We start from the raw sequence: 21,127 nt of genomic DNA on the forward strand, positions 1-21,127 counted from the left end.
TGAGTGCGCGCTGGCGCGCTTCGTTGAAAGCGGCCGGCCTGTGGACGGCCACCGCTGCCCAGCGAGGGCAGCCGGCCTTCGGTCGGGGTGCGCGCTACCGCACGCACCATGCGTCCTACTTCGCTACTGCCATGAGTTGCGGTCCGGATCCCACGTGCCGCTGGCCCGGTCGCCGTTGAGGACCTCGTCAAGACAGGCGCCGCAGAAGCTCAGCGCCGCGTTCAGATCCCAGTACTCGCGTGAATACTCCGCGAACTCCGCAGCCGCTCGAGGGAAGTCGACGCCCCATTCCTCACCGGGCACCTCGACGCTGCGAGGCAGTGACATCTGGCGTCGACCGGTTTCTCGCTGGAGGACCGTGACCAGCCGTGCAGCATCGAAGGGAACAGCGCTGACGATCCGCACGATGTCGGCCAGGTCACGGTACCGGCTCGATGCTTTGTCGCCGCTCTGACCATGTCGCTCGTAGAGGGCGCAGATCTTGTCGGCGAGATGATTCTCGATCGGGACAGTGGGGACCGAGGGCAGGTCCTGCAGAGTCTCGTGCTCGATAATCGGCTTCAGGGCCACCTGATCTACCGGAGCATCAACATGCCGGCGGGTGGTGAGGTCGATGCTGAACGTCTCGAACACCTGTCCGCCCAGCAGCGCCCGTGCCTTCACTTTGGCGGTTTCCGCACCGTACCCGTAGGCGTCGGGTTCCCGATTGGTGGTCAGTGAATGCAGGTCGAACTCGAACGGATCCCCGCGGTGCGGTCGGCTGGAGAGTAGCCGGAGTTCCGATAGGGCAGCTTCCGCGCTGTCCCACGCCGTCTGGCGAGCCAGGTCGATGTCTTGAGTGAAGCGACCACTGCCGATCCGAATCAGCAGGGCGTTGCCACCTAGGAGCACCCAGGGTGCGTCCTGGTCCTGAAAGAGCCGGCTGAGGAAGATCGTGAAGATGTACTGCTTGCGAACCGGGTCGGCCGCGACGCCGCGACTTCTGGCCTCGTTCGCCAGCCTTGCCCCCAGGGCCACCCTGAGACGGCTCGCTTCCAGTAGCGTCAAAGGTTCAGCCATCGTCGGCCTCCTTACTCTGCCGACGGTCGACATCTGGTGTCAGGTGTTTCTGCGTCGCCAGCTGATACCGCGCGGCCTCGCGCCTCACCTCGCGGAGTTGTTCGGCAACAGCCCGACTGACGACATCGTCGAGCCGGGGCGTGACCGCTTGGAGAAGCTTCTCCTGCAGATCGGGAGCGACCAACTCCAGCACCCTCGCGTCAGGTCGGTAGCCGGCTGTCTCCAGCAGAGCGACGAGCAGCGCATCACCATCGGGTGATCCGAAGCGGTCTGCCGATGGCTCGAGCGCCTGGGCGAGACGGTCGGCAGCGGTGCCCTTGGTGAACGCATCACGGACCACAGCCGCGAGGTGATCGAAATCGGTACCGCCTGCAGCGAGGTCTTCGACGGTCCGCGCAACACTGGTCACCGGCAACCCCTCGACCCAGACGACGTCTCCATCGGACAGATCGCGCTTGCGATACCGGGTGTCCGGCTGCGTGGTTTGCCGACGCACCGCAGAAGAGAATTCGTACTTGGCCGGCAGCAGGTCACCTAGTCCGTGCACGGCTGCGGCTGACTCACCAGAAACTACGGTCAGCGGCTGATCTGCCGCCGACCGGCCGCCAGCGGAAAGCCATGCCGCCCGCAGGCCTTGCAGTGGCCCTGTGTCGGCCGAAGGGAGCGAGTAGACGCCATGCCGGACACGCTGCAGAGTGCCACGGTCGGCGAGCCGCGACAGCCGCATCTTGGAAACACCGACCTCGGAGGCTTGGGCGGTGGTCACCAGTCCCCATTGACCGGACCCGAGTAGTTCCAACGTCTCCAACACGTCTAGTGCAAGCATCTGTCTCACCTCCCAACTACTTGGATAGTAACACTCTAGGCGTTACTTTTGAAGCGCCTTCCGCTTCTAATGTTACTTTCCAAGATCGACCGATGCACATGTCCGGCGCTACTGGACGCCTTTGGGGCGGGATTCAGCGCGGCGGGTGCTCGAGCACCTGCCACTCCGCGCCTTCGCCGTAGGCCCCGTTGTGCCAGAACACCGAGATGACCGGCCCAACGACCTGCGCACCGGCGGCAAGACCAGAGCTCACGGTCTATCCCGCAAGGCGCACCGCGTCATCACGCGTCGGCGTAGCCGCCGAAACCTGCAAGTAGTCAGCCATGGGCCGGTTTAGGACCGGAGCTGCGGGACGACGTGCTTGCGGGATCAGCCCATGAGCCGGGCACCCAACCACACCCAGCGCAACAGGCGTCTCCTGTTGTACACCCGCGCGGTAGCGCGGTACATCGGCGCGCTGCGCTTGAGAACGGCTCGCTCGGCACCTCAAATTCACCGCAGCCACGGCCAGACACGTGGCGCTGTCGTGAGAAGACCGATCGCCAATACGGTGATGAAAGCTTGGAAGACCCGGCCAGCAGCGCCACCGCTGCCCGGATCGAAGACGTAGTTGGCGTATCCATTCGCTGCGGCGTCGGTGGCCAGGACTGCACAGCCAAGAACGAGGCCGATGCGCCGGCCCAACAGCAGAAGTAACGCCGCGACTGCATCGAAGACGACCAAGAGCGTGAAGTACAGCGCCAGCCACATCGGGTACCGCTCGTAGGCATCGAGTCCACGGTCGGCGATGGCAACGGCGTGCACGACAGTGCCGTAGGAAAAGACAACCGCAGCGCCACAGACGATCAACTTGATGGATCTCGGCACCGCCGCCCACTCTTCATCGATCACTCTCTCACCACATCACAGTCACCAGCACGATTTGACCTTTTGTCCGCATCGGAGGCCTTGCTTGTGGCCGGCCACCGTCGTCCAGCGCGGACTTCTCGCTCGCTAGCGCTCGATCGGTGCCTGCCGCCGGCCTGTTGGTTTCGGCCAGCATCGTCCCCAATGCCCCGACTAGATGCAGGGTCGACAGCCGTGGAAGCAGTTCAGATGGCGAATCGCACAGGTGTGAACGGCTGCTGTGACCTCACCTGATCAGGCGGCTGACGTAGCCGGCCTCGATCAGGCGTCCGTAGGCGGCGCTGACGTCATCAGGCACGACCTGCTCGACAGCGAAGCCAAGTGCCGGGTACTCGATCACCCGCTGCAGGTCCCCGACAAGCATGTCGAGAACCAAACTCGAGTCTCCAATGCTGTCGAGGTAGTCGGCGAACTCGATCGACTCTGAGGCACAAACGGCCTCGACCTCCGGCCACACCTTCTGACAGGTCGCGAAGGCTCTGCGCTCCATGTACGGCTTGGAGATCAGCAGGACCGAGCCGACCGACGCCATCCTGTCAGCGAGGACTTCGCGCGTGAAGGCGATGTTCTGGCCGGTGTTGGTCGCTCGTGGTTCGACCAGCACCGCAGAGTCCGGTACGCCGAGTTCGATGGCATGTTCGCGGTAGTGAACCGCTTCGCCGCGAGGGAACCGCGCTGCCGTCGTACGGCTGGTCGCTCCTGTGAAGACGAGTGACGGGAAGAAGCCCCGGTGATAGAGGTCGGCGGCGAAAGTCGCGACGCCCAGGTCGTGACTGCCGAGTCCGATACCGACGTCAACCGGTCTGAGCTGGTGGTGCATCTGGTGGTAGTCCCAGATCAACTGGGCATCCTTGAGCTGATCATCCGTCGGAACGTTTCCGGGCGTGTTGATTCTTGCCTCCATCATCGACGTACCCCGCTGGTGTTGTCGGCCAAGGCTCTGATGCGGTCAATGCTGGCGACTTGATGAATGAGTTTGTGCTTCATCGCATGGATCCGCGATCGCTCCAACAGCGCGACGGCGCTACCTCGGGTCGCTTTGTCCGCCAGAAGGATATGCGCGCGAGCAGTATCGAGTTTGACGCGCTGCAGTGGGGAGTCGTCGCGGCTGTTCGCGACGGCAACGTCCATCGAGCGATGAGCCGTGTCCGGATTGCCGGCAGCGAGATGCGCCAATGCGAGCTTCTGATGGGCGACTCCCCACTCGTCCGGCTCGTCCAGGGTCTCGAAGTCGCCGATCGCACGTCCGATCGCTGCCAGTGCGGCAGCGGCCCTCTCGTCGCCGAACTGCGGGGACTTCGCCAGGGCGGTCCCGATCCAGAGCCGTGCTCGCGCACGGTCGAGCGGGTTGAGACGCTCGTCGTCGGCGAGTTCCTGGTAGCTGCGTGCGGACTGCTCGATCTCGCCCGACATCTCGGCGACGACTGTGAGGAGCAGTTCGGTCTGGCCCACCCGAGGTGCCGCTTTGAGGGCGGCGAAGGTAGCAAGCGCCTTCTTGTACGCCGATCTCGCTGAGCCGGGCCCGGTGAGTTCGCCCTGATCGCGCTGCAGGTTGCCCAAGAGCACCAGAGAACGCGCTTGGAGGTACAGGCCGGCCTGGTCAAGCTCTGTCTGAGCCGCACGCCCCAGCCACCGCTCGACCAAGCGAGATGCCAGTCCGAAGTTCTGCCGATCCGCGTAAAGGCGGGCGCGATCCAGGTCGTCGACCCAGGACTCGTTGTCCCACCGGGTCAGCGGTCGCGGTCGGGGCTGCCCGTCACTTGTCCGAAGAGTTTCGAAGCGGGCGCGAGCCTCGGCATCGGCCTGAGCGAGCACCGTGTCCAGCGCAGCTTGCATGTCCGGTCGCGGCTGGCGCGAGAGACCTGCGGCCTCCCACTTGGACACTGTCCGGATCGCGACTCCGAGGTGTTCGGCGAATGCGCGCACGCTGAACCGCAGGGCCAGACGCAAATGCCCTGGCCTCGAACCCAGTCCACGTGATGACGCTCCGCACCGAACTCCTCTCCGACCGCAATCAAAGCAGGAATCAGGCTCGTGCGCAGCGCAGGTGCCACGGAAGTTCCACAGCCGGTCATTGGGGTAAATCGGCCTGCACCGCAGGCTGATCCCGAACCCAATCCGAAGGAGTGATCCGCGTGCCCTGCCCAGTCGACTACACCCGGCCCCTGCTGCTCGGGTACGTGCTGAAACACCTCCTCATGACCGACGGCGAGTTGGCAGACATCAAGGACCAACTGGAGACCTTCGCTCGGACCGAGGGGTTTGCGATGGGCACGGTGTACGTCGAAGAGAACGACACCAGTCCGGCGGCGTTCGAGGCTCTGATCGATGCGGTGAATCGCTACGAGGTCACCGCCGTCGTCATCCCCAGCCGCTTGCACTTCGCGGCACTGGCGGTGACACACAACGTGAAGGACACCTTCGAGCGGACGACCGGCGCACGCGTCGTCGTTGCCAGTCCGTCCCTCTGAGCCGGGGAGCCCAGGAACGATCCCTGTTCGAGTGCCGCGCCCTGTGCCGCCTCACCACTCGAGCAGGGACCTGAAGGCCGGCCGGTCCGGCGTTGCCCTGCGCGCGTCGGGTCGGCCGTTCCACGACGAGCGGGCGGTGGAGAGCACCCGGGCCGCATCGCCGGGCAAGCCCGTGGGACGCCAGCGGCGAAGAGCTTCTCTGCGCGGTAGCGCGTGCTCGCGCGATAGCGCGGCACTTCAGCGCGCCAGCGCGTGCTCGCGCGATAGCGCGGCACTTCAGCGCGCCAGCGCGTGCTCGCGCGATAGCGCGGCACTTCAGCGCGCCAGCGCGCACGAGAAGCGGGCGCCAGCACGCGCACTCACAACCGGGCGGGCGGGAGCGGCGCGGAGCACGCGACGAAGGAGCGGGCGTAGCACCGCGTGGGAGAAAGCACTCACCCGTGCGTGGCAGCGCGTGGGGGAAGTCAGCCTTTGACGGCTCCCGAGGCCAAGCCGGTGACGTAGAAGCGTTGGAGGCCGACGTACAAGACCACGCAGGGGATCATGGCGATGACTGAGCCTGCTACCAGGGAGCCGAAGTTGACTTCGCCGTAGGCGCCGGCTTGGACGTTCACGAGGGCTACCGGGAGGGTGTAGAGCTCGTCCTTGGTGAGGAAGGTGAGGGCTCCCAGGAACTCGGTCCAGGCGGCGAGGAAGGCGTAGAGGGCGACGGTGGCTGCGCCGGGGGTGATCAGGGGGCGGAGGACCGAGGCGATCATGCGGAGGGTGCCGCAGCCGTCGACGTGGGCGGAGTCTTCGAGTTCGGCGGGGACGGACGAGAAGGAGTTGCGCATGACGAAGACGCCGAAGGGGAGGTTGACGGTGGTGTAGAAGAGGACGAGGCCGAACAGGCTGTCGGTGAGGCGCATGACGTTGAGTTGCAGGTAGAGCGGGGTGAGGATCGCCTGGAACGGGATCATCATCGACACGACCACCAGCGCGAACAGGACCGGTCCGGAGCGGAAGCGGAACTTGGCGAAGCCGTAGCCGGCCAGGGTTGCGAGGAGAGCGGTCAGTACGGCGGTGCTGAGGGCAACGACCAGACTGTTGCCAACGGCCCGTAACAGGTTGCCCGGGCCCTCGATCAGCGTGCGGAAGTTGTCCCAGGTGAGCTGGAAGAAGGTCGCGCGGTCCGGTGCGGCGACGATCACGTCGTTCGGCTGGACCGAGCGGAAGAGGGCCCAGAGCAACGGTACGGCGAAGACCAGCAACGCGCCGAGGCCGCCGACGACGTAGAAGACGTTCTTGAGACGCGGCATCGTCAGTCCCTCTCCCGGAGCAGCCAGAACTGCGCCGCGGTGACCAGGCCGACGACGACCACCAGCACGACCGACAGCGCGGTGGCGGCGCCGAGCTGGAGCTGGACGAAGGCGCGGTTGTAGATGTACTGGACGACCGTCGTGGTGTCCGTGCCCGGTCCGCCGCGGGTCAGGATGTAGAACTGCGAGAACGCGAGCAGCGAGCCGACGACCGAGATGATGACCGCCATCGCGATCGTCCGGCGCAGGATCGGGATGGTGATCTCGCGTTCCTGCTGCCACCAACCGGCGCCGTCCAGCTCCGACGACTCGTAGAACTCGCGTGGGATCGCCTGCATCCCGGCCATCAGCAGCATCATCGTCAGCCCGGAGACGCCCCAGATCACCAGCACGCAGATCAGCCCGGTGGCCAGCGGACCGTCGACCAGCCAGGCCGTCGTACCGTCGGTGATGCCCAGACCGCGGAGCAGGATGTTGATCGCGCCGCTCTCCGGCTGGGCCTCCAGGACGGTGACGAAGCTGAGCGTCGACAGGCCGACCACGAACGGCAGGAAGAAGACCGTCCGGAGCAGCGTCGAGCCGCGACGCTTACGTCGTACGAGGACGGCGAGCGCGTAGCCGAGCACGAGGATCGGGCCGGTCACGATCACCGTGTAGAGCAGCGTGTACAGCACGGACTTGGCGAACGCCGCGTCGGAGACGATCGCGGTGTAGTTCTTGACCCCGCTGAACCGCACGTCACCGATCAGCGGCCAGTTGGTCAGCGAGATCACCACCGCGAAACCCAACGGCACCAGGACGAACACTCCCACGAACAGCACCGCCGGCGCGACCAGCAGCAACCCCGTCCGCGGCGGGTGGGTCAGCGACGCGCGGTTCATGCCTGCCCCTGCGCGAGGATCCGGTCGTACGACTCCTGGGCTTCGGACATCGCGGCCTCCAGCTCGCCGTCGAACACGGCCCGGCGGAACATCTGCAGCCACGGCCCGTCCGGCTGGTTGTAGAGCAGGTTGTACGACAGGGTGGTCGGCGCGTAGCCCTCCTCGATCCGCTCCAGCGGCAGCGTGGCGAGCGGGAACTTCTTCGCGAACTCCGGCGTCGCGACGTCGGACCGCACCGGTGTGTACCCGCCCGCGGGCAGGTCGCTCTGCTGCGGCAGATCCAAAGCGAACCGGACGAACTCCCACGCACCGGACGCGTTCTCGGCGCCGCGCGGGATGCACATGTTGTCGCCGCCGTCGAAGAACGCCGACCCGCCGTCCGGCCCGGAGAGCAGCCGCGGCGTCACCTTGGCATGGAAGGCTTCGTCGGAACCGGAGACGACGACGCTGTAGTTCGACGGGAAGATCCCCACAGCACCGGCCCGGAAGTCGCTCCCCCAGCGCGAGGCGTCGTCGGAGAAGTTTGCCCTCGGCACCAGTCCGTCGACCCACAGCTGCCGGTGCAGCTCGAGCATCCGCTGGACGACGTCGTTGCCGACGATGTTGCCCTCCTGCTGCCCGACCTCGCCACGGATCAGGTCGGTGTCGGCCGCCCAGACCATCGGCTGGACGACGAACCCGAGGGCGCCGGGGCTGTTCGCCGGGAAGCTCCACGCGTAGATGTCGTCGCCGAGCTTGCGCAGCCGGCGCGCGGCGGCGAGCAGTTCGTCGTACGACGTGACCGCCTGGTCGGGATCGACGTCCGCGCGGTCGCAGAGCTCGGTGTTGAACCAGAACATCGAGTTGTCGGCCAGGTACGGTACGCCGTACGCACGCCCGGAGCGGGTCGCCAGCCGCAGGTGCCCGGGGCTGAGCTTGGCCCGGAAGTCCAGCGCCTGCAGCGCTTCGGTGAGGTCGGTGAACGCGTCGCGGTAGATGAACAGCATCGAGTTGATGTCGTCGATGTCGACCAGATCCGGTACGCCGCGGCCGCGGATCGCGGTGGCCAGCTTGGTCACGTACTGCGCGTCGAGCACTGGCGTCAGCTCTACCCGCAGCCGGTCCTGCGACGCGTTGAACTTCTCCACCAGGCTGGTCAGACCGGTCTGCGTCGCGGCCCTGCACCACACCTTCACCGTCCCGGTGGCGCCCGTGCCGAAGCCGGGCGCCGCGACATCCGGCTCAGGCAGGACCGAGCTGCAGCCCGAGATCCCGGCGAGCGCGGCCGCCGTACCGAGGAATCGCCTCCTGGTCAGCATGGTCAGCCACGCGGCAGCCAGACCCGCATGGCACCGATCTCGCGATTGGCCCAGGCGTAGTACGGGACGGCCGTGATGTGCGTCGGCGAGTCGACGCGGCCTTGGGTGGTGAGCACGGTGACGCCGTCGAGCAGGTCCGGCTCGTGGTGGGCCGCGATCGGCGCGTCGAGCAGGTGGAGGTCGTCGACGTTCGCGTCCTGGTCGACCTGTTCGACGGCGTAGACGAGTGGGCCGCGCTCGATCGCGACACAACCTCGTACGGCGTCGACGCGCGGCGCCGCGGTGACAGTGCGAGGCGTGAGCGGGAGTTGCAGCTCGACGGTGTCGCCGGGCGACCAGGTTCGGGTGATGGCGGCGTACTGGCCGGGGTCGACCGGCTTGCCGTCAACAGTGGCGTTCTCGCACCAGGTGGGGATGCGGAGGGAGAGGGTCCAGGGAGTTGGTGGGGTCTTGGGGATGGTGATGCGAACGGTGCCGTTCCAGGGGTAGGTGGTTGCCACGTGGAGTTCGGTGGTGTCGGTGGTGATCGCCGACTCGGCGTACTGGTGGAGCTGCACACCGTCCGCCGTGGTGGTCGCCAGGTAGCCGTCGAGACTCGCGAGCGTCCGCATGATGTTGGGCGGGCAACATGCGCAGTCGAACCACCCCCGCCGGCCGTGCGCCGGACTCCGGTTGCCGTCGGCATGCGCGCTTCCCCTGTGCTGCAAGGGATTCACGTAGAAGTACTCGCTGCCCTGGAGCGAGACACCGGCGAGGAATCCGTTGTAGAGCATCCGTTCCAGTGCGTCGGCGTAAAAGGCGTCATTGGTTGCCAGCAGCATCCGATGGGCCCACTGGATCCCGCCGATCGCGGCGCAGGTCTCGGCGTACGCACGGTCCGGCGGCAGCTCGTGCTCGTCGCCGAACGCCTCACCCTCCCAGCGCGCGCCCAGGCCGCCGGTGACGTAGGTCTTCGTGTCCCACATGTGCGCGAACTGGACTTTGAGTGCCTCGAGCAACTCGGTGTCACCGGTCTCGACCGCGACGTCGGCCGCGCCGGCCGCGAGGTACACGGCCCGTACGGCGTGCCCTTCGACCGTCGTTGCCTCGCGCACCGGACGGCGGTCGGAGAAGTACGTCGGCTCGTGGCCGTGGCCGGCGATGATCCCGTGACCGCGCACCTCGACGAACCAGCGCGCGAGGTCCAGGTACGCCGCCGTACCGGTCTCGCGGTAGAGCTCGACCAGGGCCATCTCGATCACCGGATGGCCGTCGACGTCGCGGATCCCGTCGTCGCCGAACGTCCTCACCAGGTGATCGGCAAGCTTCACGGCGACGTCGAGCAGCCCGGTGTCGCCGGTGCAGCGGACCTGCGCGACGGCGGCCTGGATCAGGTGCCCGGCGCAGTAGTGCTCGTGGCTCCAGACAAGCTTCTGGTAGCGACCCTGGTCGCCTTCGCGCAGCTGCACGACCGAGTCGAGGTAGCCGTCGTCACGCTGGGCGCCGGCGACCACCGCGGTCAGTTCGCGCTGGCGGCGGAGCAGGTCCTCGGACGGGTTGCGCCCGTACTCCCAGGCGACGGCCTCGAGCCACTTGTAGACGTCGGAGTCGGCGAAGACCGGACCGATCGCCTCACCCTCGCCGATGCCCGCGGCCAGCCGCAGGTTCTGCAGGTTGCCGGCACTTTCGAGCTGGTCCTGGCCGAGCGGGATCGCGTTCTCGGCGTTGCGTTGCTGGCGTGGTGACCAGAAGCCGCCGGTGATCCGGGCCCGGCCGAGGCCGATCGGCCGGAGCACGGCGCGGGTGGTGGCGGCAGGGGAGAGCTGGTCCTTCGGCATCAAAGCGGCTCCTCGCAGAAACGGACGGAACACGTTTTCCTTATCGACCGTAAGGACCCTTCGACGCTCGGTCAAGGGGTCGCAAGGTGCCGATCCGGTACTCTGACGGAAAGTCCGGAAATGCTGGGAGGGTGGCAGATGGCGTCACGGGGACCGGTCGTGCCGCGGATCACCGACGTCGCCGCCCTGGCCGGCGTCTCGACCAGTACGGCGTCCAAGGCGCTCAACGACACCGGCCAGCTCCGCGAGGAGACCCGCGAGCGCGTACGGCGGGCGGCGGAGCAGCTCGGCTTCACGCCGGACAGCCGCGGCCGGGCCCTGTCGTCGGGGCGCAGCTACACGGTCGGGCTGATTACGACCGACAGCTCGGGGCGGTTCAGCATCCCGATCATGCTCGGCGCCGAGGACGCGTTGAGCGCGGGCGAGATGGCGCTCGTGCTGTGCGACACCCGGGACGACGCGCTGCGCGAGTCGCACTACCTGAAGTCCCTGGTGGCCCGGCGGGTCGACGGGATCATCGTCACCGGCCGGCGGACCGAGCCGCGGGCGCCGATCGACGTACCGATGCCGGTGGTCTACGCGTTCAGTCCGTCCAGCGATCCCGCGGGCACCTCCGTGGTGATGGACGATCACGGCGGGGCTGCGTCCGCCGTACGGCATCTGCTGTCGCTGGGACGGCGGCGGATCGCGCACGTGACCGGGCCGGCGACGCATCGCAGTGCGGTGGTTCGGGCTGCGGCGACTGTCGCCGCGGCGGGCGACGCGTTGATCGGCGAACCGCTGCACGGGGAGTGGAGTGAGCGCTGGGGGCGGCACGCGGTCGACGTACTGCTGCGGACCGGTGAGGTGGACGCGATTTCGTGCGGAAGCGATCAGATCGCGCGCGGGGTGTGCGACCGGCTGCGGGAGCTCGGACGGGCGGTGCCGGACGACGTCGCGGTGACCGGGTTCGACAACTGGAGCGTGATGGCGCTGGCGAGCCGGCCGCCGCTCACGACAGTCGACCTGCGGCTGGAGGAGTTGGGGCGGCGTACGGCGCAGTTGCTGCTGGAGATGATCGGTGGAGCCGCGCCGTCGGGACTGGTGTCGATGCCGATGGAACTGGTGCCGCGGGAGTCGACGCTCGGGACCTGAGACTCCCGTCGTGAGTCCCCCTCGTACTGTTGGGCACTATGGCGACGCGGGTCAGTAGTCGGAATGCTCGGTTCCAGGTGTGGCAGGCGCTGCTCGGCAATCGCAACAAGCGGCAGCGCGCCGGCGAGTTCATCGTTCAGGGCGTGCGGCCGATCAGCCTCGCGGTCGAGCACGGGTGGACGGTCAACGTGCTGATCCAGGACGCGTCGCGGGTGCCCTCGCAGTGGGCGCGGGAGTTGCTGCAGAGTCAGCGGCAGGCCGAGCGGGTGCTGATGGAGCCGGAGCTGCTCGCGGAGCTGACGGAGAAGACCGAGGCCGAGATCGTTGCCGTGGTGGCGATGCCGCCGGACGAGTTGTCGCGGATCGCGGTCGGGCGTTCGTTTCTCGGCGTGGTGTTCGACCGGCCGACCGGGCCGGGCAACATCGGGTCGATCATCCGGTCGGCGGACGCGTTCGGGGCGGACGGGTTCATCGTGACCGGGCATGCGGCTGATGTGTACGACCCGAAGGCGGTGCGGGCCAGTACGGGTTCGTTGTTCGCGTTGCCTGCCGTGCGGGTGCCGTCGCAGCGTGAGGTGATGGAGTGGGTCGCGGAGCAGCGGGCGGGCGGCGTACCGATTGTTGTGGTGGGCACCGATGAGCACGGGTCGGTGGATGTGTACGACTTCGACTTCACGCAGCCGACGTTGCTGCTCGTGGGGAACGAGACTTCCGGGCTGTCGGCGGCGTGGAAGGAGCTGGCTGACGAGTTGGTGCGGATTCCGATGGGTGGGGCGGCCAGTTCGCTGAATGCGGCGAACGCGGCGACGGCGGTGCTGTACGAGGCTTCGCGGCAGCGTGCCCATTCGTCCAAGACTTCCGCGGGCGGGACCGCTTAGCGTCGTTGGCATGACGCTTTCGGTGAGACCGCAGCCGTTGCTGGCGGTGCGCGATGTGGAGAAGAGCAGTGCTTGGTACTGCGGGGTGCTGGGCGGGGCGAGTGCGCACGGCGGGCCGGAGTACGAGCGGGTGAACGTCGACGGGCAGTTGGTGCTGCAGTTGCACAAGCTGGAGGTCGGGCATCATCACGGGGTCTTCGGGGATCCGGACGTGCCGTTGGGGAACGGGTTCGCGGTGTGGTTCGCGGTGGATGATCTGGAGGCGGTGGCGTCGCGGGTTGTTGCCTCGGAGGTGCAGACCGGGGTGCACGACAACCCGAACGCGGGGCATCGGGAGTTGTGGGTGCGGGATCCGGACGGGTATCTGGTGGTCTTCGCGGGGAAGTGAAACCGGCCCCCGATCTGCTACTCGGGGGCCGGTTGCCTGGGGCAAGGATCAGCTTTCGCAGCCGATCCCGTCGTTGTCCGCGTCGAACCGGTGCGGGTCAGCGCCGACGACCCGGAAGTTCCGGTACGGAATCTGCGGGCAGTCGAGATCCGGCGGCGGCGGCTTGATGCACACCGTCGGGTACGACGGGTCGCAGCCCGGCCTGGTCGGCGGCGGAGGCGGCGGCTTGGGCGGGTTCACCGTGACCACGTACCGCAAGTACCAGGTCCCGTTCGACGGGCGCCAGACCGTGTGGTCGGTGGCCGTTGTGCCGGCGTAGTTGCCCGGGTAGGCCCGGTCGCCGTTCTGGCCCCAGGTCAGCGTGCTGCCTCCGCGCGTGAACCACGCGCCCCGGCGGAAGACGGTCAGCTCCGCCTTCGCGCTGCCGACGAAGTTGGCGGGAACGGGCACGTCACCCTTCACACCCCACGAGATCTGCGACGCGCCGCGGATGAACCACCGGCCCAGCGACGGCCGGAACACCGCGAGGTCGCTGTGGCTGTCGCCCACGTAGTCGGCGGGCGCCGGGATGTCGCCGTTCGCACCCCAGGAGATCTGAGCGGCTCCCCGGATGAACCAGCGGCCCACCGACGGGCGCCAGACGGCGGCCTCGGCGCGGCTGTCGCCGACGTAGTTCGACGCGGCCGGTACGTCGCCGGCCCGGCCCCAGACGAACTGGCCGACGCCGCGGATGTACCAGTACCCGTTGGACGGGCGGAACACGGCGAGCTCGGCGCGGCCGTCCCCGTTGTAGTCGGCCGGGACCGGGATGTCCCCCGCCTGGCCGAACTTGATGTTCGTCCAGCCGCGGATGTACCAGGTCCCGTTGCTCGGCCGGAACACGGCGAGCTCGAGCTTGCTGTCGCCGACGTACGAGCGCGGGACGGCGATGTCGCCGTTCTGCCCCCACTTGATCGCCGACGTGACGACCTTGGTGGCGGCGACGGCCGAACTCTCCGTCGTACGGGCCGAAGCCGGTGCGGTGAGGCCGACGGCAGCCAGAGCCGCCACCGCCAGCCCCAGAGCTGCGGATCTGTAACGCATGAAGTTGTCCCCCTCGGACATCAGAGGCGGCCGTTGCGCCGGCCCTTCCCTCCCCAGGGCCCCCGGCCGGCGTACCGCCAACACCCCTCTATCGACGGTCCGCGCCGACCGTTACACCGAGTGAGCAACTTTCTGCCCAGCGGACACCCGCATCACGCTTGGTTATGGTCAGGCGATCGCGACGATCTCGCCGTGCAGCAGGCTGAGGAAGCCGTCCGGCGCCGCGGCCCAGGCCCGCCAAGCGGCCGAGATCCGCTCCAGCGCGGCCTCCGGTACGCCGGACGCCCGCGCCTGGTCGGCCATCGCGGACTGCAGCACGCGGTCAGCCCACATCCCACCCCACCAGTCGCGGTCCTCGACGTTCGCGAAGGTCCAGTTGCTCGCCGTCGCCTCGACCTGCTCGAACCCAGCCTCGCGGGCCCATGACAGCAGCCGGCGACCGGCGTCCGGCTCGCCCTGGTTGGCGCGGGCCAGCCGCTGGTACAGCTCCATCCACTCGTCGAGCTCCGGCAGCTCCGGGTACCAGGTGAAGGCGTGGTAGTCGGAGTCGCGCGCCGCGACGATCCCGCCGGGCTTGCAGACCCGGCGCATCTCGCGCAGCGCCTGGACCGGATCGGCGACGTGCTGCAGGACCTGGTGGGCGTGCACGACGTCGTACGAGTCGTCGGGAAGATCGAGCCGGTGCACGTCGCCGACGACGAAGTCGACCTCGATCGCCGGGCTGCCGGCCGACCCCGCGACGACGTCGCCCGGAGCACGCGGCGCGAGCCCGCGCTCGGCGAAGGTCGCGCGGGTGATGTCGAGGGCGGACTCGTTCGCCTCGAGTGCGGTGGTCCGGCCGGGCGCGACCAGCGCGGCCAGCTCGGCGGTGATCGTGCCGGGACCGGCGCCGACGTCGAGCAGGCTCAGACCGGGCCGCAGGCGCGGCAGCAGGTAGCCGGCCGAGTTCGCGGCGGTGCGCCAGCGGTGTGACCGGAGAACGGATTCGTGGTGGCCGTGGGTATAGACGTTGCTCATCGTGTGGACTCCCTTGTCTCCCGCTCAGACTAACCGTAAATCTTGCTCTTTGAGACCCTACGTCTTGCATATCGAGACATTTTATTGCTGCAGGCAACAAGCAGGTGGACGGCCGAGGCGCTAGGGTGCGGCGGTGCTTCCGATGGTGATCGTGGTGAGTGGACCGCCGGGAACCGGCAAGACGACGCTGGCCCACCGGCTCGCGGCGGGCGTGGGGTGCCCGGCGATCTGCCGGGACGAGATCAAGGAGGGGATGGCGCACGCCACCCCCGACTTCGTTCCCGGGCCGTCCGACCCGCTGACGATGCGCACGCTGGCGACGTTCTTCGACGTCCTCGGCCTGCTGGTCGGACGCGGTTCGTCGGTCGTTGCCGAGGCCGCCTTCCAGGACCGGCTCTGGAAGCCCGGGCTGACGCCGCTGATCGGGCAGGCCGAGTTCCGGATCGTGCACTGCATGGTCCCCGCCGAGGTCGCGTTCGCGCGGATGGCCGCTCGTTCCGGCAGCACGCCGTCGCGGGCGGCGCACGAGGACAGCCAGTACGACGAACAGCGGCGTCGTACCGTGCACGAGTCGTTCGACCCGATCGCGCTGCCGGTCCCGACGCTCACCGTCGACACCAGCGACGGCTACTCCCCTGACGTGCCGGAGATCCTGACCTTCTTGGCCCGCTGAGTACGGCGGGTATCTGGTGGCGTATCGATCGCGTGATTAGGGTCGGTGCTCGACCCTGGGGAGGCAGTTGATGAAGCCCGACGAGTTGACGGCGCGGTTCGCCGAACTGACCACGGCGCACGTCGCCGACGCGTGTGTCCGCGCGAAGGTGGCGGTGCGGTGCGTGGGGCTGACAGCCGCTCTGCCGGGGCGGCTGGCCGGGCGGGTGCTTCCGGCTCAGCACGTCGGCAGCGTCGACATCTTCCTGGAGGCGTTCGGGCAGGCCGAGCCGGGTGACGTCCTCGTCGCCGACAACGGCGGGCGGCTGGACGAGGCCTGCGTCGGCGACCTCGTCGTACTGGAGGCGAAGAACGCCGGTCTCGCCGGGCTCGTGGTGTGGGGGCTGCATCGGGACTCGGCCGACATCCGGGCGATCGGGCTGCCGGTCTACAGCCTCGGGTCGTTGCCGACGGGACCCCTGCGGCTCGATCCGTTGCCTGCCGACGCGTTGACGACGGCAACGGTCGGGGAATGGGCCGTGAGCAACGAAGACGTCGTACTGGCCGACGACGACGGCATCGTCTTCGTTCCGGCCGCGCAGGTCGACGAGCTGTTCGCGCTGGCGGAGTCGATCCGCGACACCGAACGGCGGCAGTCGGCCCTGATCGCGGCCGGTACGTCGTTACGCGAGCAGGTCGGGTTCGACGAGTACCTGACGGCGCGCGCGGCCGACCCCACGCTGACGTTCCGGGCGCACTTGCGAGCCAAGCGTGGCGCGATCGAGGAATAGGGTGGGCGGATGCCTGAAAACCTCTCCGCGGCTGCCGCGGGTACCTGGAAGCTGGGCGACTTCACCATCAACCGACTGGGGTTCGGCGCGATGCGCACAACCCCGAACCCGGATCGCGCCGTCGCGATCCGGGTGCTGCGCCGGGCCGTCGAGCTCGGCGTCAACCACATCGATACCGCAGCGTTCTACGCCTCTCCCGGCGGCACGATGGGGGTCGGCGAGGGGCCGGTCCGCTACGCCAACGAGCTGATCCGCGAGGCGTTGTCGCCGTACCCGGCGGACCTGGTGATCACCACCAAGGTCGGGCCGGGATCCGCCGCTGAGCGTGGTTTCTACCAGGCGACGACAGCAGCCGAACTGCGCGAGCAGGTCGAGCTCAACCTGCGTCAGCTTGGCAAGGACGCGCTCGACGTGGTCAACCTGCGGATCATCAAAAAGCCGGGCGAGGACTCGATCGCCGAACGCTTCGGCGCGCTCGCCGACCTGGTCGACGCCGGGCTGATCCGGCATCTCGGGCTGTCCAACATCCGGCTGGACCACCTGGACGAGGCGCAGCCGATCGCGCCGGTGGTCTGCGTGCAGAACTCGTACGCGCTCGACACGCACCGCGAGGACGACACGTTCCTGCCGATCTGCGGTGAGCGCGGGGTCGCGTACGTTCCGTTCTTCGCGATCGCCGGGCCTTCGCGGGAAGGGACGGCGACGACCGACCACTCCGACGCCGTACGCCGGATCGCCGCGGCCAAGGACGCGTCGGAGCAGCAGATCCGCCTCGCGTGGACGCTGCACCAGGGGCCGCACGTGCTCGCGATCCCCGGCACGGGGAACCCGGAGCACCTGGAGGAGAACGTCGCAGCGGGCGCGATCGAGCTGTCGGCGGAAGAACTGGCGGCCTTGAGCTGACGGGGTGAACGTCCACCACTTTCTAACCACCTGAATTCGGCCCGAGCGGGCCGGGCTCGAGCGTGAAGGCGCCCGGCCGGGCGAGGTTGGAAGGTGGTGGACGTCCGTCAGCCGCGGGGCGCTCTGCGGCCGAGTTCCGCCCCCTCAGGAGATCGCGGCGCGTACGGCGGGGACGATCTCCTGCGCCCAGCGGACCGGCTCGTCCGCGTTGCTGCCGCGCGGGAAGTAGGTGAATCCCGCCGCACCGTGCTCCAGTACCGCGCCGGTCAGTTCCTCGACCCACTGGCCGGCCGATCCGCCGATCCACCGGCCCTCGTCGTCGCGGGTGCGGTCCAGCGGGTGGTCGGTGATCGCGCCCGGGAAGTTGTAGATCGTCGCGACGTCCGACGGCTTGCGACCGGCCTCGAGCGCCGCCGCGTCGACGATCGGACGCGCCTGCCGGTACGCCGAACTGAGCCAGTCCGCCGCGTGGCCCGGGATCCAGCCGTCCGCCCGTCGCCCGGTCGCCGCGAGCGAGCGCGGACCGTTGGAGCCCGTCCAGATCTGCAGCCCCGGCGCCGCGACCGGCGGGATCCCCGTCACCGGGTAGTGCGGTCCCGCCGACGTTACCGCCGGACCGGCCGTGGTCAGCGAGCGGATCAGCACCATCGCCTCCTCGAACGCGTCGACGGCCTCGCGCGGCGTCTGCTGCCGGCCGCCCATCGCGGTGATCAGGTCAGGTGCGCCGCCGGCTCCGAGGCCGAGCACGAGTCGATCGCCGGACAGCGCGGCCAGCGTGGACGCCGTCCGGGCCAGGATCGGTGCCGGGCGCAACGGCAGGTTGGTGACGTTGACCAGGCCGGAGATCCGCTCGGTCCGCGCCAGCACCCACCCGATCGCGGCGTACGCGTCGAGCGCGCGAGCGCCGTACGGGTGATCGGCGATCGACAGGTGGTCGAGCCCGTCCCGATCGGCCTGCTCGGCCGTGCGGAGCAGCGCGGGCAGCGCCGACGGGGCACCGATTCCGAATCTGACGGTCATCGCGGTTCCTCCCAAGTAGTTCGTAGATCTAAATAGTAGTACACCGAAATATCAGCTCTCCCGACAATCCGAGGAGCGGACTACGATGGAGGCATGGCCGTTGCGCAGGACACCGAACTGGTCGGCTCGCTGGTCCAGCTGATGCACAAGCTCCAGGACCTGTACGCCGAGTCGAGCCGGCCGCTCGGTCTGACACCGCAGCAGGCGCACCTGCTCTGCGTGCTGCTCGCCGGGCCGTTCGGCATGACCGAGCTGAGCCGGATCATGAGCATCGAGCGATCGAGCCTGACCAGCATGGTCGACCGGCTCGAACGGCGGGAGCTGGTCGAGCGGCAGCCGGACCCCGCGGATCGACGGGCCTGCCGGATCGCGCTGAGCGCGCCGGGGACCGAACTCGCGCACCAGGCGCACACGGCGTACACGGATCGGATCGCCGAACTGACGGCCGGACTTCCGGCGACCCAGCGGAAGGCCGTGGTCGCGGCGATCGGCGTGATCACTGAGTCCTGAGCGTCTCAGGTGAGACAAACTTGTCTCAAACGGGACAATAGTGTCTACTGGGAGCATGCTGACTCGTTCCCAGGTGCTTGATGCCGCCCTCCGGCGGCTGAACTCCGACCCGACCACCTCGATGGCCGATCTCGCGGCCGCGATCGGGATCGGGCGGGCGACGCTGAACCGGCACTTCGCCTCCCGGGACGCGCTGCTGCGCGAGATCGGCGAGCGCGCGCTCGACCACTGGGCGCGCTCGCAGGACGAGACCGGGATGGTCGCGGCCGGCGAGTCCGGTGACCCCGAACGGATCCGTTCCTGCCTCGGCGAGCTGGTGACCTGGTTCGTCGAGAACGCCGACGAGTTCGCGTACGCGCTGGCCAACAACCGGATGGAAGCGATGCCGGAGCTGATGACGCGGACCAACCTGCTGATCGACCGCGAGGTCGAGTTCTACGCGTGCGCGCAGCGGGCCGGCGTCCTGCGCTCCGACCTGCCGGCGCGCTGGATCGAGCACACCGTGTACGGCCTGATGATCGCCGCCCGCGAGGCGCTGCGCCGCGGCGACGTGGCCCGCCGCGACCTCGACGCGCTCGTCTTTTCGACCCTGCTCACTGGCACTGCGACTGGAGATTCCCGATGACCGCCGGTACGACGTACACGCCGCCAGCAGAAACCCCGAGCGCTCGGCGCCGCTGGGGCGGACTGGCCGTGCTGTCGGCCAGCCTGCTGGTGGTCGTGATGGACATGACGATCCTCAACCTCGCGCTGCCCGCGATGGCCGAGGACCTGCGGCCGAGCTCGGTCGAGCAGCTGTGGATCGTCGACATCTACTCGCTGGTGCTCGCGGGCCTGCTGGTCACGGCCAGCGCGCTCGGCGACCGGCTCGGGCGGCGGCTGATGCTGGTGACCGGGTTCGTGATCTTCGGCGTGGCCTCGCTCGGCGTCCTGCTGGCCGACAGCCCCGAGTCCGTGATCGCGATCCGGGTGCTGCTCGGCGTCGGTGGCGCGATGATCATGCCGTCGACGTTGTCGCTGATCCGGTCGTTGTTCCCGGACGCCCGGGAGCGCGCGACGGCGCTCGGGATCTGGGGTGCGACCGCCGCCGTGGGTGGTGCGCTCGGGCCGATCGTCGGTGGTGCGCTGCTGCAGAACTTCAGCTGGCACTCGGCGTTCCTGTTCAACGTGCCGGTGATGGTGGTGGCCTTCGTCGCCGCCTTGCTCCTGCTGCCCGAGAGCCGTTCGGACCGGCCGGGACGGCTTGATCCGTTGGCGACCGGGTTGTCGATCGTCGGAATGGTCGGGCTGGTCTACGCGATCAAGGAGCTCGGCAAGGACGGCGTCACCGTCGAGGTGCTGGTCGTCGGGTTGCTGGGCGCCGCGCTGCTCACGGGATTCGTGCTGCGCTCCCTGCGGGCGGCCGAGCCGATGCTGGAGATCCGGTTGTTCCGCGGGCGCGGGTTCACCGCCGGCGTCCTCACCGCGCTCATCACCAGCTTCGCGATGGTCGCGGCACTGCTGCTGATCTCGCAGTGGTTGCAACTCGTCCAGGGCTGGTCGCCGCTCGCGTCGGGGGTCGCGCTGCTGCCGATGGCCGTCGGCGGCCTCGTCGGTTCGCCGCTCGCGCCGGTCGTTGCCCAGCGCATCGGTCCGCGGACCGTCCTGGTCGCCGGCCTGGCGATCGGCGCGGTGGGCTTCCTGCTGCTCTTCCTGCTGCCGCAGCCGTTGTCGTACGCCGGAATCGCCGCGTCGCTGACGCTGATCGGCATCGGCACCGCTCCCCTGGCCGTCGCCTCCGCCGTCATCATGGCCGGAGCCCCCGTCGCCCAGGCCGGCAGCGCCGCCGCCATCGAGGAAAGCAGTTACGAGATCGGCGCCGCCCTGGGCATCACCGTCCTCGGCAGCCTCGCCGCCGCGGTCTACCGCGCCGGTCTGCCTGGCGATGCTCCCGAGATCGCCCGCGAGTCGCTGGCCGGCGCGCTGACCCTCGACAACCCGGTCCTGGCACGGGTCGCCCAGACGGCCTTCACCGACTCCCTCACGTGGTTCGGTCTGGCCGGCGGGCTGCTGTTGCTGGCGGTAGCGGGGTTGGTCCTGTACCTGACGCCGCGGAGTCTGGACCTGTCAGCCACCCACCACTGAGCGCTGGTAACTTCCGGCGCGCTGCGCGCATCAAGCAGGTGAGAGTGGGGTGATCCTGTGCGCGCAGCGGTG

22 protein-coding genes are annotated in these 21,127 nt (G+C 68.6%); 10 read left to right on the plus strand and 12 right to left on the minus strand.

The features are described 5' to 3' along the window. Nucleotides 1-123: 123 nt before the first annotated feature. From HDA39_RS24800 to HDA39_RS24825, 5 genes are all read right to left on the minus strand, one after another. The gene (locus tag HDA39_RS24800) at nt 124-1,059 is read right to left on the minus strand and encodes a nucleotidyl transferase AbiEii/AbiGii toxin family protein (protein WP_184798910.1); all 936 of its coding nucleotides are present in this window, start codon (nt 1,057-1,059) and stop codon (nt 124-126) included. After that, nucleotides 1,052-1,885, minus strand: a complete 834-nt coding sequence (locus HDA39_RS24805; protein ID WP_184798911.1) for a type IV toxin-antitoxin system AbiEi family antitoxin domain-containing protein — start codon at nt 1,883-1,885, stop codon at nt 1,052-1,054. Before HDA39_RS24805 ends, HDA39_RS24800 begins: the two co-directional genes overlap by 8 nt. A 492-nt stretch (nt 1,886-2,377) precedes the next feature. Next, nucleotides 2,378-2,776: a hypothetical protein gene (locus HDA39_RS24815; protein WP_184798913.1), complete on the minus strand. Its 399-nt coding sequence runs from the start codon at nt 2,774-2,776 to the stop codon at nt 2,378-2,380. A gap of 241 nt (nt 2,777-3,017) precedes the next feature. After that, nucleotides 3,018-3,632, minus strand: a complete 615-nt coding sequence (locus HDA39_RS24820; RefSeq protein ID WP_238356139.1) for a YdcF family protein — start codon at nt 3,630-3,632, stop codon at nt 3,018-3,020. Nucleotides 3,633-3,694: 62 nt separating this feature from the next. Further along, nucleotides 3,695-4,741 (minus strand): helix-turn-helix domain-containing protein, encoded by a 1,047-nt coding sequence (locus HDA39_RS24825; RefSeq protein WP_202893116.1) that lies wholly within the window; start codon nt 4,739-4,741, stop codon nt 3,695-3,697. A 185-nt stretch (nt 4,742-4,926) separates the two neighbouring features. Here HDA39_RS24825 and HDA39_RS24830 point away from each other — a divergent pair, with 185 nt between their 5' ends. Further along, on the plus strand, nt 4,927-5,262 hold the full coding sequence (locus HDA39_RS24830; protein ID WP_337925880.1) for a hypothetical protein: 336 nt from the start codon (nt 4,927-4,929) through the stop codon (nt 5,260-5,262). A gap of 464 nt (nt 5,263-5,726) precedes the next feature. Here HDA39_RS24830 and HDA39_RS24835 read toward each other — a convergent pair whose 3' ends face one another. The 4 genes from HDA39_RS24835 to HDA39_RS24850 are packed head-to-tail and all read right to left on the minus strand — an operon-like array spanning nt 5,727 to nt 10,556. Further along, the gene (locus HDA39_RS24835; protein WP_184798915.1) at nt 5,727-6,560 is read right to left on the minus strand and encodes a carbohydrate ABC transporter permease; all 834 of its coding nucleotides are present in this window, start codon (nt 6,558-6,560) and stop codon (nt 5,727-5,729) included. Between the two features lie 2 nt (nt 6,561-6,562). After that, complete coding sequence (locus HDA39_RS24840; protein ID WP_184798917.1) at nt 6,563-7,441, minus strand: carbohydrate ABC transporter permease; 879 nt, start codon at nt 7,439-7,441, stop codon at nt 6,563-6,565. Beyond that, nucleotides 7,438-8,739 (minus strand): extracellular solute-binding protein, encoded by a 1,302-nt coding sequence (locus tag HDA39_RS24845; protein ID WP_184798919.1) that lies wholly within the window; start codon nt 8,737-8,739, stop codon nt 7,438-7,440. The genes HDA39_RS24840 and HDA39_RS24845 overlap by 4 nt, the downstream gene beginning before the upstream one ends. A 2-nt stretch (nt 8,740-8,741) precedes the next feature. Then, nucleotides 8,742-10,556 carry a glycoside hydrolase family 127 protein gene (locus HDA39_RS24850; protein ID WP_184798921.1) on the minus strand — a complete coding sequence of 605 codons (1,815 nt, stop codon included), beginning with the start codon at nt 10,554-10,556 and terminating at the stop codon, nt 8,742-8,744. Nucleotides 10,557-10,694: 138 nt separating this feature from the next. Between HDA39_RS24850 and HDA39_RS24855 the strand changes: the two genes are divergently transcribed. From HDA39_RS24855 to HDA39_RS24865, 3 genes are read left to right on the plus strand one after another with little or no spacing between them, the layout of a single operon-like run. After that, the gene (locus HDA39_RS24855; RefSeq protein WP_184798923.1) at nt 10,695-11,690 is read left to right on the plus strand and encodes a LacI family DNA-binding transcriptional regulator; all 996 of its coding nucleotides are present in this window, start codon (nt 10,695-10,697) and stop codon (nt 11,688-11,690) included. A gap of 38 nt (nt 11,691-11,728) precedes the next feature. Further along, complete coding sequence (locus HDA39_RS24860) at nt 11,729-12,568, plus strand: TrmH family RNA methyltransferase (protein ID WP_184798925.1); 840 nt, start codon at nt 11,729-11,731, stop codon at nt 12,566-12,568. 10 nt (nt 12,569-12,578) lie between these two features. Beyond that, a complete protein-coding gene (locus HDA39_RS24865; protein WP_184798927.1) occupies nt 12,579-12,956 on the plus strand; it encodes a VOC family protein in 378 nt (125 codons plus the stop codon). 48 nt (nt 12,957-13,004) lie between these two features. Here the strand turns inward: HDA39_RS24865 and HDA39_RS41885 are convergent, their stop codons facing one another. Then, on the minus strand, nt 13,005-14,039 hold the full coding sequence (locus HDA39_RS41885) for an FG-GAP repeat domain-containing protein (protein ID WP_202893117.1): 1,035 nt from the start codon (nt 14,037-14,039) through the stop codon (nt 13,005-13,007). A gap of 168 nt (nt 14,040-14,207) precedes the next feature. Beyond that, entirely contained in the window at nt 14,208-15,056 is an 849-nt protein-coding gene (locus tag HDA39_RS24875) for a class I SAM-dependent methyltransferase (RefSeq protein ID WP_184798929.1), read from the minus strand. Between the two features lie 142 nt (nt 15,057-15,198). Here HDA39_RS24875 and HDA39_RS24880 point away from each other — a divergent pair, with 142 nt between their 5' ends. From HDA39_RS24880 to HDA39_RS24890, 3 genes are all read left to right on the plus strand, one after another. Next, nucleotides 15,199-15,729, plus strand: a complete 531-nt coding sequence (locus HDA39_RS24880; RefSeq protein ID WP_184806523.1) for a P-loop nucleotide/nucleoside kinase family protein — start codon at nt 15,199-15,201, stop codon at nt 15,727-15,729. Nucleotides 15,730-15,799: 70 nt separating this feature from the next. Then, complete coding sequence (locus HDA39_RS24885) at nt 15,800-16,498, plus strand: RraA family protein (RefSeq protein WP_184798931.1); 699 nt, start codon at nt 15,800-15,802, stop codon at nt 16,496-16,498. Between the two features lie 9 nt (nt 16,499-16,507). Further along, nucleotides 16,508-17,401: an aldo/keto reductase gene (locus HDA39_RS24890; protein ID WP_184798933.1), complete on the plus strand. Its 894-nt coding sequence runs from the start codon at nt 16,508-16,510 to the stop codon at nt 17,399-17,401. Nucleotides 17,402-17,545: 144 nt separating this feature from the next. Here the strand turns inward: HDA39_RS24890 and HDA39_RS24895 are convergent, their stop codons facing one another. Beyond that, nucleotides 17,546-18,421 (minus strand): LLM class flavin-dependent oxidoreductase, encoded by an 876-nt coding sequence (locus tag HDA39_RS24895; protein WP_184798935.1) that lies wholly within the window; start codon nt 18,419-18,421, stop codon nt 17,546-17,548. Nucleotides 18,422-18,514: 93 nt separating this feature from the next. Here HDA39_RS24895 and HDA39_RS24900 point away from each other — a divergent pair, with 93 nt between their 5' ends. The 3 genes from HDA39_RS24900 to HDA39_RS24910 are packed head-to-tail and all read left to right on the plus strand — an operon-like array spanning nt 18,515 to nt 21,055. Beyond that, on the plus strand, nt 18,515-18,931 hold the full coding sequence (locus HDA39_RS24900; protein WP_184798937.1) for a MarR family winged helix-turn-helix transcriptional regulator: 417 nt from the start codon (nt 18,515-18,517) through the stop codon (nt 18,929-18,931). A gap of 55 nt (nt 18,932-18,986) precedes the next feature. Continuing rightward, complete coding sequence (locus HDA39_RS24905) at nt 18,987-19,556, plus strand: TetR/AcrR family transcriptional regulator (protein WP_184798939.1); 570 nt, start codon at nt 18,987-18,989, stop codon at nt 19,554-19,556. Next, nucleotides 19,553-21,055: an MFS transporter gene (locus tag HDA39_RS24910; protein ID WP_184798941.1), complete on the plus strand. Its 1,503-nt coding sequence runs from the start codon at nt 19,553-19,555 to the stop codon at nt 21,053-21,055. The genes HDA39_RS24905 and HDA39_RS24910 overlap by 4 nt, the downstream gene beginning before the upstream one ends. Nucleotides 21,056-21,127 lie beyond the last annotated feature (72 nt).

The organism is Kribbella italica, assembly GCF_014205135.1.
GTDB classification, from domain to species: Bacteria; Actinomycetota; Actinomycetes; order Propionibacteriales; family Kribbellaceae; genus Kribbella; species Kribbella italica.

What these genes read in the sequence shown, in the direction of transcription:
- HDA39_RS24885 (WP_184798931.1), top strand. Translation starts at nt 15,800, where the DNA reads ATGAAGCCCGACGAGTTGACGGCGCGGTTCGCCGAACTGACCACGGCG.
- HDA39_RS24910 (WP_184798941.1), top strand. Translation starts at nt 19,553, where the DNA reads ATGACCGCCGGTACGACGTACACGCCGCCAGCAGAAACCCCGAGCGCT.
- HDA39_RS24840 (WP_184798917.1), bottom strand. Translation starts at nt 7,441, where the DNA reads ATGAACCGCGCGTCGCTGACCCACCCGCCGCGGACGGGGTTGCTGCTG.
- HDA39_RS24890 (WP_184798933.1), top strand. Translation starts at nt 16,508, where the DNA reads ATGCCTGAAAACCTCTCCGCGGCTGCCGCGGGTACCTGGAAGCTGGGC.
- HDA39_RS24880 (WP_184806523.1), top strand. Translation starts at nt 15,199, where the DNA reads ATGGTGATCGTGGTGAGTGGACCGCCGGGAACCGGCAAGACGACGCTG.
- HDA39_RS41885 (WP_202893117.1), bottom strand. Translation starts at nt 14,039, where the DNA reads ATGCGTTACAGATCCGCAGCTCTGGGGCTGGCGGTGGCGGCTCTGGCT.
- HDA39_RS24865 (WP_184798927.1), top strand. Translation starts at nt 12,579, where the DNA reads ATGACGCTTTCGGTGAGACCGCAGCCGTTGCTGGCGGTGCGCGATGTG.
- HDA39_RS24855 (WP_184798923.1), top strand. Translation starts at nt 10,695, where the DNA reads ATGGCGTCACGGGGACCGGTCGTGCCGCGGATCACCGACGTCGCCGCC.
- HDA39_RS24845 (WP_184798919.1), bottom strand. Translation starts at nt 8,739, where the DNA reads ATGCTGACCAGGAGGCGATTCCTCGGTACGGCGGCCGCGCTCGCCGGG.
- HDA39_RS24905 (WP_184798939.1), top strand. Translation starts at nt 18,987, where the DNA reads ATGCTGACTCGTTCCCAGGTGCTTGATGCCGCCCTCCGGCGGCTGAAC.
- HDA39_RS24860 (WP_184798925.1), top strand. Translation starts at nt 11,729, where the DNA reads ATGGCGACGCGGGTCAGTAGTCGGAATGCTCGGTTCCAGGTGTGGCAG.
- HDA39_RS24895 (WP_184798935.1), bottom strand. Translation starts at nt 18,421, where the DNA reads ATGACCGTCAGATTCGGAATCGGTGCCCCGTCGGCGCTGCCCGCGCTG.
- HDA39_RS24800 (WP_184798910.1), bottom strand. Translation starts at nt 1,059, where the DNA reads ATGGCTGAACCTTTGACGCTACTGGAAGCGAGCCGTCTCAGGGTGGCC.
- HDA39_RS24835 (WP_184798915.1), bottom strand. Translation starts at nt 6,560, where the DNA reads ATGCCGCGTCTCAAGAACGTCTTCTACGTCGTCGGCGGCCTCGGCGCG.
- HDA39_RS24875 (WP_184798929.1), bottom strand. Translation starts at nt 15,056, where the DNA reads ATGAGCAACGTCTATACCCACGGCCACCACGAATCCGTTCTCCGGTCA.
- HDA39_RS24805 (WP_184798911.1), bottom strand. Translation starts at nt 1,885, where the DNA reads ATGCTTGCACTAGACGTGTTGGAGACGTTGGAACTACTCGGGTCCGGT.
- HDA39_RS24850 (WP_184798921.1), bottom strand. Translation starts at nt 10,556, where the DNA reads ATGCCGAAGGACCAGCTCTCCCCTGCCGCCACCACCCGCGCCGTGCTC.
- HDA39_RS24900 (WP_184798937.1), top strand. Translation starts at nt 18,515, where the DNA reads ATGGCCGTTGCGCAGGACACCGAACTGGTCGGCTCGCTGGTCCAGCTG.